At 43.6% G+C, this 13315-nt stretch carries 11 protein-coding genes; 4 read left to right on the top strand and 7 right to left on the bottom strand.

Annotated features, from left to right (window positions below):
• Positions 1-132 precede the first annotated feature (132 nt).
• Positions 133-1695, bottom strand: coding sequence for a nitric oxide reductase transcriptional regulator NorR (norR, locus tag L1D50_RS15595; RefSeq protein WP_128726180.1), 1563 nt, complete (start codon positions 1693-1695; stop codon positions 133-135).
• A gap of 386 nt (positions 1696-2081) precedes the next feature.
• On the opposite strand from norR, the gene L1D50_RS15590 reads away from it, so the two are divergent.
• The 4 genes from L1D50_RS15590 (at position 2082) to L1D50_RS15575 (ending at position 5804) form a co-directional block, all read left to right on the top strand.
• On the top strand, positions 2082-3299 hold the full coding sequence (locus tag L1D50_RS15590; protein ID WP_138523544.1) for an NnrS family protein: 1218 nt from the start codon (positions 2082-2084) through the stop codon (positions 3297-3299).
• 25 nt (positions 3300-3324) lie between these two features.
• Positions 3325-4494 carry an NO-inducible flavohemoprotein gene (gene hmpA, locus L1D50_RS15585; RefSeq protein WP_239966362.1) on the top strand — a complete coding sequence of 390 codons (1170 nt, stop codon included), beginning with the start codon at positions 3325-3327 and terminating at the stop codon, positions 4492-4494.
• A 128-nt stretch (positions 4495-4622) separates the two neighbouring features.
• A complete protein-coding gene (locus tag L1D50_RS15580; RefSeq protein ID WP_128726183.1) occupies positions 4623-5096 on the top strand; it encodes a low molecular weight protein-tyrosine-phosphatase in 474 nt (157 codons plus the stop codon).
• 63 nt (positions 5097-5159) lie between these two features.
• Positions 5160-5804 carry a 2OG-Fe(II) oxygenase gene (locus tag L1D50_RS15575; protein WP_045987665.1) on the top strand — a complete coding sequence of 215 codons (645 nt, stop codon included), beginning with the start codon at positions 5160-5162 and terminating at the stop codon, positions 5802-5804.
• A 40-nt stretch (positions 5805-5844) separates the two neighbouring features.
• Here the strand turns inward: L1D50_RS15575 and L1D50_RS15570 are convergent, their stop codons facing one another.
• From L1D50_RS15570 to L1D50_RS15545, 6 genes are all read right to left on the bottom strand, one after another.
• Positions 5845-7134: an ATP-binding protein gene (locus L1D50_RS15570; RefSeq protein ID WP_239966361.1), complete on the bottom strand. Its 1290-nt coding sequence runs from the start codon at positions 7132-7134 to the stop codon at positions 5845-5847.
• A gap of 8 nt (positions 7135-7142) precedes the next feature.
• On the bottom strand, positions 7143-8483 hold the full coding sequence (locus tag L1D50_RS15565) for a sigma-54 dependent transcriptional regulator (protein ID WP_128726186.1): 1341 nt from the start codon (positions 8481-8483) through the stop codon (positions 7143-7145).
• 97 nt (positions 8484-8580) lie between these two features.
• On the bottom strand, positions 8581-9783 hold the full coding sequence (locus L1D50_RS15560) for an FtsX-like permease family protein (protein ID WP_128726187.1): 1203 nt from the start codon (positions 9781-9783) through the stop codon (positions 8581-8583).
• 10 nt (positions 9784-9793) lie between these two features.
• Complete coding sequence (locus tag L1D50_RS15555; protein ID WP_128726188.1) at positions 9794-11107, bottom strand: ABC transporter permease; 1314 nt, start codon at positions 11105-11107, stop codon at positions 9794-9796.
• A 3-nt stretch (positions 11108-11110) separates the two neighbouring features.
• The gene (locus L1D50_RS15550) at positions 11111-11833 is read right to left on the bottom strand and encodes an ABC transporter ATP-binding protein (protein ID WP_099030642.1); all 723 of its coding nucleotides are present in this window, start codon (positions 11831-11833) and stop codon (positions 11111-11113) included.
• Positions 11834-11847: 14 nt separating this feature from the next.
• A complete protein-coding gene (locus L1D50_RS15545) occupies positions 11848-13104 on the bottom strand; it encodes an HlyD family efflux transporter periplasmic adaptor subunit (RefSeq protein ID WP_128726189.1) in 1257 nt (418 codons plus the stop codon).
• Positions 13105-13315 lie beyond the last annotated feature (211 nt).

Below are 13315 nucleotides of genomic sequence, written 5' to 3'. Positions count from 1 at the left end.
CAACTTATAAGAGTATTAATAACAATTTTCATTACATTTCGGGTTTCATTTTTTGAATAGCTTGAATTCAATCTGAACTCAGAATAAGAAACAGGCTAAGTTATTGAAACTCACAAAAGCAGCTCAGGTTACTCAGCTCATCTGCTTTTTAACATCTAGCCCTAAACGCTTAGCTAGTCGAACTAAATTTGCTCTATCCATTTCCAACTCTCTCGCAGCTGCCGACCAATTTAACCCATTACGTTCCATCGCGTTAACGATCATATCTTTTTGTAGTAGTTCTACAGCGAGTTTCATGGTAACAGGATCTGCTTTCTCTTCCTTAATAAGGCGATCAGCTTGCCGTTTTTGTTGATTGTGTTTTGGCTCAATATCTATGTCATGGATCTCGATGATATTAGCCTGCCACTGTTGGTGCTTAGCTTTTAACGCTGCACGACTGACACAATGCTCAAGCTCTCTGACATTACCCGGCCAATCGTAATGCATTAACCGGCTGAGTGCTTGCCTATCCATCACCACTTGTTTTGCATTGAGTGTGCCTCTAAGCTGCTCTAAAAAGAACCCAACCAGCAACGGTATATCATCCAGTCTTTCGGTCAGTGGAGGAACAAATAAAGGGTACACACTCAAGCGATGATAAAGATCCGCCCTAAATTTTCCGCGTTTCACCTCTTCTTTTAGGTCGCGATTAGTGGCAGCAACTACTCTAACATCGACAATATGAATACGGTCAGCACCTACCGCTTGCACCTCGCCGCTTTGCAGCACACGTAAGAGTTTACTCTGTAAAGTCAGGCTCAGTTCGCCAACTTCATCCAAAAACAGTGTGCCTCCATCTGCGGCTGCAAACTTGCCTAATCGGTCTTTATCGGCACCAGTAAACGCCCCTTTTTTGTGACCAAAGAGTTCACTTTCTGCTATCGAGTCAGGAAGCGCCGCACAGTTAATTTGTACAAACGGTTTGTCATTTCGCTGGGAATTAAAGTGTACATGTTTTGCTACCAACTCTTTACCCGTTCCCGTATCACCTTGAATAAGGACATTAAACTCAGAGCCAGCTACCAGTTCAATTTCTGATTTAAGCGAGTGCATCACCGCACTCTCTCCTACCAAGATTTGCTTTTTAACGGACTTTTGGGATTGGGTATGTGTAAATGAACGTGCTTGCTCATAGAGACGCTCAGCCTCAAACATACGTAATGCACTACTTGAGACAATTGTTTGTAGGGTTTTCATATAAACGTCAGACAAGTGCTCAAAGCTATCAGGTTTAAGGCAGTCGAACGTTACCAATAAGACACTACTTTGCAGTGCGACCTTGAATCCCATGCAGGCATGCACTGGCAAGCGACTTTCTTCAGCTAGTAGCAGTCCATCGTAGGGGTCCGGTAAGTTGCTATTGGCAGGAAAACTAACTAGCTCGTCAGACTCGAAAATAGACATCAATCTAGGTTGTTCTGAGAGCAAAAACTGCCGCCCAACAGCGTCCGCACTCAACCCATTGCAAGCTAGAATCGTTAATGCATGCTGATCGCCATAGAGAATGGCGATGGCATCAGCGGTAACAGATTGACTCAATGCTGATAGCAAGGACTTAGCGTATTGCTTAACCTCGCGCCCCTCTTGTGCTAACGAAAGTCGTGACAACGACATACTAAGCTCAAGTAACTTGGAGAGTTCTAACGAATTCATGTCAAAAAGACTCAACTTATTCAAATAAACACTACTTAAGGTAGGTCAATTTGACTCAAACATCAACAAGGTAAATCTAAAGCATTGATTTATATGAAATTTTAAAGTTGGCGTAACACCTGCAATAGATAGTCTATATATCAACATTCGCAGAGTTAACGATGAGCCGCGCATACCAGCTTTTAAGATTTAGCAACATCGCCATTTTCACATCTCTCGCAGCGTTTATGCTGTCACTGCAAGTGAGTTTTTTTAGCGTTGAAAGCTTCAGCCTTTTCTCACAAATTGCAGCGCATATTAGTACTATCGTATTGGCTGCCTTGATTAAGCTTGCCTACGTCATCCGCCTTGTTTGTCTATACCACCTAGGTTTGGAGGTTAAATAAATGAGTTTAATCCAATTAGAAGAGCCCAGCCCAAAAGCAGTGTGTTGGTATACACCATCTACTTGGCCCGTGTTGATGCTCGGCTTTAGAGCACTATTTTTACTCGCGGGCCTATTCGCTGTCGTGAGTATTTCTGTGTGGGCTTTATTGCTCAATGGCAATGTTGTTTGGCGTAATGATTACCCAGCGACCTATTGGCACGCCCACGAGATGCTATTTGGCTTTGGCGGTGCTGTCGTCGCCGGTTTTTTGCTAACCGCGGCAAAAAATTGGACGCAAAGACAGACATTACATGGTGGCGCACTGCTGTCACTCTGTATTATCTGGTGTGCTGCTAGGCTGAGCTTTTTTGTGGCAAATTCATCAATCATCATCACCTTGCTACTACAACTGGGTTTTTGGCTCATTGTTCTAATCAATTTAACGACCGTAATTGTTGATGCAAAATCCAAAAACAATCGTGTTTTTATTTTTGCTGTAAGTATGTTGTGTGGCTGCAACATCATATTTTTGATTTTACTTCACAACCAGCACTTCTTATTGCTGAGCGCTATAAGCCAAGCAACGCTAGTTGCTTACATGCTGTTGATTGGTGTAGTGGGTGGCCGCGTTATTCCATTTTTTATTGCCCGAGGATTACAGCAAGCACAAAAACCACATACTCCAAGGTTAGACAGGACGATTTTCTACCTCGCCATCATCTGCGTTTTCACCTATATCCTGCAGTTTGCGATACCAAATACTCACTATTTAAGTGTTGCACTCCTGCTCCTTGGGCTACTGCACTCGATAAGAGCAACCTATTGGTTTAACTGTAAATTATTTAACGTACCACTGCTTTGGTCATTATATCTTTCATACTGTGCAATCGCAGTGGGTTTAATACTTAGCGCATACAACAACACATTTGCACCAGAGCATTTGCGCAGCCATCTTCACTTAGTGGCAATTAATGGCATGGGATTAATGATCTTAGCCATGATGACTCGCGTTACCTTGGGCCACACTGGTCGACTATTACAGGTAGGCACGACAACTATACTGGCGTTTATCTGTATCGCGGCATCAGGTCTTATCCGCGCATTCCTTATTCACTTTATAAACCCGCACAATGCATGGCTGTTAAGTGCCGTGGCTTGGGTTTTTGGTTTTATGCTTTTTTTCATTACCTTCGCGCCCATGCTGGTACAAAAACGCGTCGATGGGCGAATGGGTTAACTCTACTCTCAAATTGGAGATATTAATGCTTACAAACAACACGATTGAGTTGGTAAAACAAAGTGCACCGTTATTGGCTCAGGTCGGTCCCGAGATCACCGCCAAGTTTTATCATAATATGTTCAATCAACACCCTGAGCTGAAAGGGGTATTCAACCAATCGCATCAGGCTTCGGGAAAACAGCCGTTGGCACTATTTGCGGCATTAGCAGCCTATGCCAATTATATTGATCAACCAGAAGTACTCAGTGACGCCATTTTACGTATCAACCATAAACACGTTAGCCTTGGGATCTTACCTGAGCAATACGCTATTGTTGGCCGGCATTTAATTGCAACACTCAAAGCCGAGTTCAGCGAACAATTCACAGACGAAATAGAGCAAGCTTGGCTTAGTGCCTACCAGTTTTTAGCAGATTTATTTATCACCGCAGAGCATGGTCTGTATCAAACCGCACTTGATCAGCAAGGTGGGTGGCAAGGAACGCGTGAATTTACGATTGAAAAGGTAATAAGCAATACTGAAAATATTAAGAGCTTTTATCTCAAACCAGTCGACGGTAAAGCCCTACCTCATTACCAAGCTGGACAATTTGTTTCTGTCTTTGTACCAAAAGAAGTGGCAGGGTTTCAGCAGATCCGCCAATACTCTTTGTCTGTTGCCCCCAATGGTTCGTATCTTAGAATTTCGACTAAACACGACGGTGCCGTATCGCAATATCTTCATACGCTTAAAGTGGGCGACACCCTCAAGCTCACTCCACCAGCTGGAGACTTTGTCAGACAACACACAGCCAGTCCGAAGGTATATATTAGCGCTGGGGTTGGAATAACCCCTATGCTTTGCATGCTTGGTGTTCATAGCCAACATTCACCTGAAGTCGAAGCACATTTTTTACACGCGAATAAAACTCACAGTGACTTAGGTTTCAACCAAGAAATCAACGAGCTTGGTAGCAATATCCGAGAGTTTAATGTGGTTACTTGGTTGGAGTCAGAAGCCGACGATACGCATTCCGGACTGATGGATATCAATGCAATCAAAGATACTTTGCCGCTAACAGGCGGAGAGTTCTACCTATGCGGCCCGGTTGCCTTTATGCGCTTTATCAAAACCCAACTGCTGAATGCCGGTGTACAAGCCGAGCAAATATTCTATGAGGTATTCGGTCCTCACGAAACCCTTCCAAACTAACGAGTTAAATTTGGCGCCCTAATACTGTTGGTATTAGCCGGCGCCTTATATTTTGCTCTGAATTAAAAAGTCGGTAGACTTGGAGAATGAATACTATTGGTATAAAAGCGTACTTGAAGGGCAACAATATGAGCGCAATTTCTAGTATCTTAGTCGTCTGCATGGGCAATATCTGCCGCTCTCCAACTATGGAGGCGGTATTAAAGCACAAACTCGAAGCAACAGAGTTAACAATCCGTATCGATTCTGCTGGTACCATTGGCTATCATCAAGGTAACCCTCCAGATCCACGAAGTGTCGCAGCAGGCAGCGCAAGAGGGTATGACTTTTCAGGCATATCAGCGCAGCAAGTAAAACCCAGTGATTTTGAAGATTACGACTTAGTTTTGTGTGCAGACAACGCTAATTACCGCGATCTACTCTCCATTTGTCCTAACGACTTAGCGCATAAAGTTCAGCTGTTTTTAGCGTTTGGTGACATGGCTGAGCGTGAAGTACCTGATCCTTATTATGGCGGTGAACATGGCTTTGAACATGTGCTTGATTTAATCGAAGCCGCCAGTGAAAACATCATTAACAAAATTCGCTTATCGACAAGGTGAAATTAACTCGCTGGATCGGTACCAAACAAAGCGGTAAAAAGACCTTTTTCAGAGGCATCGCTATTGTTAGATTTAGACTTAGAATTTCCGTTCGAGAAATTAGCTCAGGACTTACAAACCACAGGCATTAGTATTTTGCCAAATTTCGTCAGTCCCGACATTTTATCCAAGTTAGAATTGAGAATAGCAGAGCTCAGCAGTGACGACTTTAAGCAAGCTGGAATTGGTCGTTTAGCCTCTCACGAGCAAAATAACAAAATTCGCAGAGATAAAATTCACTGGTTAGATACCAGCAATGAGTTGGAATCTGTTTGGCTCAACTACATGGGCGAGCTAAAGGCCTATTTAAACAGACGGCTGTTTATGGGACTTTTTAGTTATGAAAGCCACTTTGCCATTTATCCTCCTGGGGCGTTTTACAAAAAGCATATGGACGCCTTTAAGGGAAAGACCAACCGAATTTTGACCACAGTATTGTACTTAAATCAGTCTTGGGCGTCAGACAATGGCGGCGAACTAGTTGTTTACAATCCCGATAATCACGACGAAATACTCACAACGGTACTGCCAAGTTACGGCACACTAGTTACCTTTTTAAGTGATGAATTTCCTCATGAAGTACTGGTTGCCAACGAAAAGCGCTATTCAATTGCAGGGTGGTTTAGGGTTAACGCCAGCATTAACCATTCGATTGATCCACCAAAATAATTGATGAGCTCAGTCTTAAGTTTATTATCCTGAGTTAAACTCAGGATAATTTGTTCGGTAACCGAATTTCGACGCACAAACCTTTACCTTCGCGATTATAGAGGCTGATCTTACCGTTGTGTGCTTCCACAATTTCTCTGCACAACGCTAAACCAAGCCCTGTTCCTGACGCTTTGGTAGAGTAAAATGGAATTAAGGCGTTCGCCATCACGGTGTCACTCATGCCTTCGCCTCTATCGAGCACCCAAATATAAGCTTCGTCGCTGCGCTGCTCTGATTGAACACAGATTTCCTCTATCTCTGAGCCAGACTCAGTCGCATTCTTTATCAAATTAATAAGTAACTGTTCTAACTGTGTCGTGTCCGCCTGTAATTGCGTTTGATTAAGCTGATATTGGAATGACCAATGGCTTTGCAGCCGCTCACACAAAACCTGCAAATCCACAGATCCAATGTTTGGCAAAGGAAGTTTGGCGAACTTACCATAGCCCTGAACAAACTCGCTAAGGTGCACAATGCGCTCTTCTATCGTCGCAAAGACTCGACTTAGCCTAGGTTCATCCACGCGTTCAGCCAAGATCTGTCCGCTGTGCAGCATAGATGAAATAGGCCCTAATGAGTTGTTTAACTCATGGCTAATGATGCGGATCACTTTCTTCCAAACTTGCACTTCTTGGCGGCTCAACTCTCGAGTGAATTGCTTAAAAATATATAATTTGTGAAAGTGGTTGTTGAGTAATAACTCACCGTTGGCGAGATGCCACATTTGCGACTCACCACTGCTGTTTTGTATTGAGAACAAGCCATCAAGTTGGTTATTTGCAGCTTGCTGAAGTTCGTCCGGAACTTCGGATAACAACCTACTAAAACGCTCACCTTCAAGGCGATGCTCACAGTTAAAAAACGTTTTAGCACTATTGTTGGCAAATACCACCACATCCTGTGAGTTGACGAGTAAAAGTACCTGAGGTGAAGACTCAAGCACTTTATCTAGCATCAACTCACGCTGATAAATCCATTGTTTCTCATCTCGCAACTGCTTTGCTGTTTCATTGAATAGCTGACACAGTCGACCGAGTTCATTATTAGCGTTATAGGTAATGGACGTAGAAAACTCCCCATCCTTAAAGTTCATCAAGCCGACTTCTAATGCCTCCCATCCCGCTTTGTTTTCACGCATAAATAGTTTATACAGCACAAGCGCAACACTGACGGAACCCAATACTATTACAATGAAACCGCTGCGATCATCGAGTAAGAACCATAAAGGAATAAGGCCAATAATAATACTGATGGCAATGATCAATGCATGTTGCTGCGAGGTCGTCATTATTGTCCTTAATATTCAATGCCAAACTTTTGCAAGCGACGATAAAGCGCTTGTCTACTCATGTTGAAATGTCGTGCTACTTTCGCAATCACGCCCAGATGAGTCTTTAGCGCCTGCTCCAATTCTTCTTTACTGGGTTCTCGTATGGTTTGTGATACGCTAACTTGTGCTGTATTTGCCTGCACATCAAGACCAAAATCCTTCGCACTGAGTTCGCCATCAGGATTCAATACCGCCGCCCGTTTACAGGCATTTTCGAGCTCCCGTACATTGCCAGGCCAAAGGTGTTGAGATAATGCTTGCTGAGCATCCGATGTAAGTACTCTTGCAGGTAAAAAATGTGCAACCAAAGGTAAAATATCATCCACTCGCTGTGACAACGCGGGTAAGTTTAGCTCGATAACATTTAAGCGATAATATAGATCCTCACGGAATTTCCCCCCTCGAATATCCGCTAGCAGATCCGCGTTCGTTGCTGAGATGACACGAACCGAGACTTTTTTTGTCTCGACTGACCCCAACCGCTCAAACTCGCCACTTTGCAAAACACGTAGCAACTTCGTTTGCTCAGGGAGAGGTAAATTGCCAATCTCATCCAAAAATAACGTGCCGTTATCAGCGGCTTCAAAGCGGCCAATCCGCTGCTTATTCGCACCGGTATAAGCACCGCTCTCAGCACCAAATAACTCAGCTTCGATTAAGTCACTTGGGAGCGCGCCTGCATTCACTTTGACAAAGGGTTGGTTTTTTAGTGGTGAGTTCGCCTGAATGATCTCCGCGATTTTTTCTTTACCGCTACCATTTGGACCGGTTATTAATACTGACACATCAGATTTGGCAACTTGCAGCGCCATATCTATGACTCGCTGCATAGCCACAGATTTATACACAACCCCGCATAAATCCGCCCCTTGATTAAACTGTTGGCGTTCTTGTTCAGCCCGTTCAAAGTTTGCCACTTGCTTATGTGCCTCGCCAAGCGCAACGAGATTTGCAATCGTCGTGAGTAACTTTTGGTCGTCCCAAGGCTTAGCTAGATAGTCTGCCGCTCCGGCTTTTACCAGTTCAACCGCCGTGGTGAGCTCAGTCCAAGCCGTTAATAAGATAATAGGGAGTTTTGCATTGAGTGCTTTCAATTGGTGAAATAGCGCAGCTCCCTCCTCTCCTGAGGTGGTGTCTGCACTAAAGTTCATATCTTGGATAACAAGTGCTATTTGCTGAAACGACACCACTTTAATTGCTTCTAACGGTGAGCTCGCGGTAACTACTTGATAATCATGCAGCTCTAGTAACAATGACAGTGCATCAAGCACTGCAGGGTTATCATCCACAATTAAGATTTTATCCATATGATTTTATTCTTGTTATTACATGTTGCCCATACTAGCACAACTTAAACAACGCAAGTTAAAGTAATGCCAACTAGGTTGCTTACTGGCATAAGGGTCATACACTTCTTGTTGCGATACTCGGTGAAATGTTCGCCGCCTTCTTAGCAGGAAAAATAACTGACGCGATACAGAGCATGATAAGCCCAAGCGCCGTTATTAAAATATAGCTTACTTCTAGTGGCGGCACTGAGTACAAAGACATCAGCTTTTGTCCTAAGAAAATCGTAGCCACCGTACCAAGTACTAAGCCAATTGCACAAACAATGAGGTTTTCAACCACAAAGTAACGAACAATTGCTGATTTACGCGCACCTAGGGCTCTACGAGTACCAATCTGCTTGGTACGTTTACTGATATTAAACTGAGTAAGACCAAATATTCCCAGCGCAGTTACTGCTATCAGTGCACTAATGAGTACAAGCAACATTCTCAACATCAGTATATCTTTCGAATTGTACCTTTCCTTAACTTCATCAAGCCCTTTAATGCCAGTGATCACACGACTAGGGTTTTCTTGAAGCAGCGCCGCCTCTATTTTTTTCATTACTTCGTCACGCAGACTAGGATCAGTACGAACTAAGAAATCTTGAAATCCATTCGCATTCACCATGGGAAAAATAATTAAGCGATCAGCATTGTTAAAACGCGGCCAAGCATTAGTCATACGCTCAACAATCCCAACAACTTTTAACGGACCGCCACCATAATAAATCGTTTCGCCCAGTCCTTTCCCCTCACCAAATATCTCGTCCGCAAAAGCCTTACTGGCGATAACAACATCGGGTTGCTTAGCATATTCGCTTGAGATCAAGACATCACCAGATGTGAAATCACGGCCTTCTATCAATTTTACGCCCAAGGTGCGGATCACTTGCTCATTAGCGTATAAATGGCCCGCATTGGTATGTTTACTATCGTCTTCAGGGGTTAAACTGAATCCAGAATTGCTACCTCCTCCTGAAAGGGGAACCGAGCTCACTCCCACAGCTTCTATAACACCAGGGATACTGTTTAGTATTCTCTCATCAACGATAAGCTGCTGATTTGCATCTATCTTGTCGTCAAACGACATGACACTGAAGGTAATTATCGACTCTTCTGGATAGCCTGTTGGCTTATTGAGATAGGTGACGCGCTCACTAATAATGGACAGCGAATTACTGACAATTGCCAACGTCAAGGCAAGTTGTAGGATGGCAAGTATGGCACCAACTTTAGAGCGCAATAGCGCATTGATAATGGGTTTTAATTCCAACATGGGACTCTCCTTATTGCACCTTTAAGTAAGTTGCTGGTGATGTTTTACACACTATCCAAGCTGGGTAAAGCCCTGCAAGAATACAAGTCACAATAGCAATGCTCGGCGCAGCTAACAGCATAGCGACATCCATCGTTGCAAGGCTTTCGTAGACATGGCTAGTTTTACGGATCCCCCATAAGCCAAACTGAGCAAAAACTATCCCTATCGCTCCCCCCATAAAACCAAGCAACGCCACTTCAACCAAGTGTTGGTAAAACACTTGCGTTTTACTTGCGCCAAGTGCTCTTCTTACGCCGACATCAGGGGCACGTTTAAGAAATTTCGCAAGTAACAATCCAAGAATATTGGCTAAGCAAACAGCAAGGAACATAAAACTTAAACCAATCATGACTTTGTTATCTTCACTAACTACATTATTGTACTCAAGCCATTCAGTGACATTTCGAAGTGAAAATTCTCGTGTTTGACGGTTAAATCTTCCCAAATCTTGTTGGGTTTGGATGTAATTATCCAGTTGTGTTGCTAACGCTTGTTGCTCTTTTTCATTCTCTAATTCAACCCAAAACTGAGTCCAAAGCATTTCTGAATTCATTTTGTCTGTGAAGTTGTTAATCTCTTCGCGCTTCCAACCGTTTGTATTTCCCCAAGTATCAATCTCATAAGCTGCCGCATGACTGAAGGGAATGAAGATACGCTCGGCATCAGCAAACGCGCCATTGTTTAAGTCATACATTTTAACGTTTGGCTGCCACTCTCTAGTTACCCCTACGACTTGATATCTTCGCTGCGCTAAATAAATACTTTCTCCCACCACATCACTGCGGCCAAATAACTTTTGTGCGATAGTTTCGTCAATAACAGTCACTGGTGCAGCATTGTCTGCTTGGCTTTGGCTCCACACTCCACCATACAAAAAATTCAGCTCAAACATGGCGAAAAACTCTCGGGTGATTAGCCGTGTCGTTTGCAACATGGGGCTCACTTCGGGGTTGTTTACATGAACCGCAAAACCAGATTTAAACATCGCGACTTTTTTGTCGATGGTTAGCGTTTGATACAGGTTTTTCGCATCTAAAAATGTCAGCTGAAAGGGAATATCATCAGCTGAATGATAGGTTTGTCCCTCATCCATCGCTTGTAGCTGTACAGCATAGAGTTTGCTACTTTTGCTTGGAATTGGATCGGCGGACATCATGTGATACACAGACAAACTCACCATAGTGACGCCAATGCCAATGGCAATAGCCAGCGCCATTAGGCTAGTCGCAAGTGGCGTGGCTTTTAGGCTACGCCAAGCTAAATCAAGGTAATGGGCAAACATAACTTACGCTCCTACCTGAGATTTCAACGCTTGTGAAGCCGCACCTTTACCTTGATACAAAGTAAAATCTGCAACCTGTCCATCTACAATTTGGATATTTCTTGGTGTACGCCTTGCAAGCTCCGGATCATGGGTAACCATGACTATGGTTGCGCCATCACGGTTAATTTGTTCTAGTAATTCCATCACCTGACGCGCCATTAAACTGTCTAAATTCCCCGTTGGTTCATCGGCGAGTAAGAATCGTGGCTCACCAGCAAGTGCTCTTGCAATAGCCACACGCTGCTGCTGTCCGCCGGACAACTGTTGTGGCAAATGTTTTGCGCGGCCAGCAAGGCCAACTTGTTCGAGGCAGTTTTCAATTCTGCGCTTGCGCTCAGCCGCCTTGATACCACGATAGCGTAGTGGCACTTCAACATTTTCGTACAAGTTTAAATCTGGGATAAGGTTAAAGCCTTGGAAAATAAAACCGATTTTCTGATTTCGCAGATCAGCTCTTTGATTGTCGTTAAGCTTACCAACATCGATTCCATCTAGCATATATTGACCACTAGAGTACCCTTCTAGCATCCCTGCGATATTTAAGAAGGTCGTTTTACCTGAGCCTGAAGGGCCTGTTACCGCGATAAACTCTCCTTCATTTACTTGCAGGTTAAAGTCTCTGAGCGCGTGCGTTTGCACCATATCAGTTTGGTATACCTTGCCGATATTATTCATAACTAACATTATTATTTTCCTTCTTATCTTAATAAGATACTGGGCGCACGTTCGAATGCGTCGTAACTACTGATGATGATTTGATCGCCTTGCTTTAAACCATTAAGCACTTCAACTTCACTGATGCTTGCGGTACCGGTAGTGATCTCAATTCGCTCAGCGATATCACCACTTATTTTGTAAGCAATGTGTCCACCTTCACTCATAAAAGCGCCACGTTTGACCATTAAGGTGTTTTCTTTGTGCTCTAGTAAAATCCGAGCAGACAAACGTTGGTTTTGTCTAATGCCATCAATGTTTTCGTCCGAAAAGCGTACTCGAGTGGTGACTTCACGGTTATTTACTTCTGGAGAAATCGCAGATAACACGCCAGAAATATTTTGGTTGCCAATCCTAAGCTCGACAGCCATCCCGAGCCCAAGCTCTGCCGCATAACTTTCAGGAACCTGCAGCTCGGCTTCATAAGCACTTAAGTCAACGAGTTTCATCAACCCTTGGTTAGCATTGACAAGCGCATTTTGATCAACTAATAAATTACCGACTATGCCTGAAACTGGCGCAATCACATCTAAACTTGCAACTTTACGTTTTAATTCCTCGACAATTAAACGTTGCCGCTCAAGCTGATTCTCAACAGATTTAAGTTCAAACGCCAAAGTATCTTTGCCTAGCGCAACTTCTTGCTCTGCATGATTGAAGTTTAATTTTGCCCGCGCTAGGTCGTCTTGCGCTTCTTCTAAATCAATTTGGCTGATGAGGTTTTTTTGAATAGACAACTGAGCTCGCCTGTCTTCTCTATCTGCCGCTAATAGTTCGACGCGAGCAAGATCTAAGGAACGATTTAACGCCAAGTTTTGACGTCTAACATCCAACTTCTTCCCTTCAAGCGCACCACTCAGTCTTTGCAGCTCAGCTTCTTCTTGTTGGAGCCGGTTGGTTAAAGTTGGACTTTTGACCGTTGCTAGCACTTCACCTTGAGTCACGCTATCACCCGCTTTAACCTGTAAAGAGACATAACCCTGCTCCGGACTGTAAATTTGTGGTGCATTTGCAGCAACCACAAAACCTGTGGCGGCAATATCGCGGGTAAACTCGCCGAAAGTCACAGCTGCAATTTGCACTCTATCTTTGGCCACGGAGCTACTAGCATTGGGTCCACCCAACACGACTTGTGCGCTAAGCGCTGCAATAATGACAACACCCGCTATTACAAGACCAAGCTTCTTTTTGGATTTACCAGTTTGGAGCACTTCGTCTTGTCCGCTTGTGTCTTTAATCATAATGATTCTCCTCGAATTAACGAGTCAAATACCGCTACGACCGTTGCTACAGCCAACATCATCAAGGGTGAAATTAAAAAAGCAGTACTTAACCACATAACGTATCTTCTTTATTAGTTTGTATGCAGAAAGAGAGGCGAACTTTATGCCAAAACATAAACTTTTGATATTATTGATTTATTTCATTTTATAAGAGGATAAAATGTGTCCG

This window comes from Pseudoalteromonas sp. Isolate6, from assembly GCF_022398435.1.
In the GTDB taxonomy this organism is placed as follows: domain Bacteria; phylum Pseudomonadota; class Gammaproteobacteria; order Enterobacterales; family Alteromonadaceae; genus Pseudoalteromonas; species Pseudoalteromonas galatheae.
This window is presented reverse-complemented; position numbering and strand designations above follow the sequence as displayed.